Origin of the sequence: Enterobacter sp. CM29, from assembly GCF_013179605.1 — a bacterium.
Taxonomy (GTDB): Bacteria; Pseudomonadota; Gammaproteobacteria; order Enterobacterales; family Enterobacteriaceae; genus Enterobacter; species Enterobacter intestinihominis.
Genome location: NZ_JABMCU010000395.1, coordinates 1 through 618 on the forward strand (window position 1 = coordinate 1; position 618 = coordinate 618).

Sequence of the window (618 nt, forward strand, 5' to 3'; positions counted from 1 at the left end):
AATGCGCTTTCCGTTCGGTTGTACCGTGACGCTTGGGCAATACGCTGAAATTGTTTTGCTGCGTTTTAAACGCGCAATTCTTTACTTAATTGATGAATTTCGGCATTATCTTGCCGGTTCAAAACTTGGTAGTGATACCCCAGAGGATTAGATGGCCAAAGAAGACAATATTGAAATGCAGGGTACCGTACTTGATACGTTGCCTAATACCATGTTTCGCGTAGAACTGGAAAACGGTCACGTGGTAACTGCGCACATCTCCGGTAAAATGCGCAAAAACTATATCCGCATTTTGACGGGCGACAAAGTGACTGTTGAACTGACCCCGTACGACCTGAGCAAAGGCCGCATTGTCTTCCGTAGTCGCTAATTGTTTTCGCCTGTAATGGCAGATGAATATTTAAAAGGTCGGGACAATCCCGGCCTTTTTTATTTATGGCCTTAGTGTGGCTGTGTCGGCAGATGTATTGTCATGCACGGGTTCATGGGTACGATTAAATCTTCAGCTATCGCGTGGGTAATGTCATGCAACAGTCCCGTCAGGTGCGGCAACATATCGCGGTCAAAATGCGAAACCAGCAGCACGTGGTTTAACGCCCGGCAGTAGTCACATTTCGT

At 46.6% G+C, this 618-nt stretch carries 1 protein-coding gene; it reads left to right on the top strand.

Annotated elements, in window-relative coordinates:
* Window positions 1-151: 151 nt before the first annotated feature.
* On the top strand, window positions 152-370 hold the full coding sequence (gene infA, locus HP459_RS23280; RefSeq protein ID WP_002211347.1) for a translation initiation factor IF-1: 219 nt from the start codon (window positions 152-154) through the stop codon (window positions 368-370).
* Window positions 371-618 lie beyond the last annotated feature (248 nt).

Excerpts from the sequence above, each read along its gene's own strand:
- infA (WP_002211347.1), top strand. The coding sequence starts at position 152 with ATGGCCAAAGAAGACAATATTGAAATGCAGGGTACCGTACTTGATACG.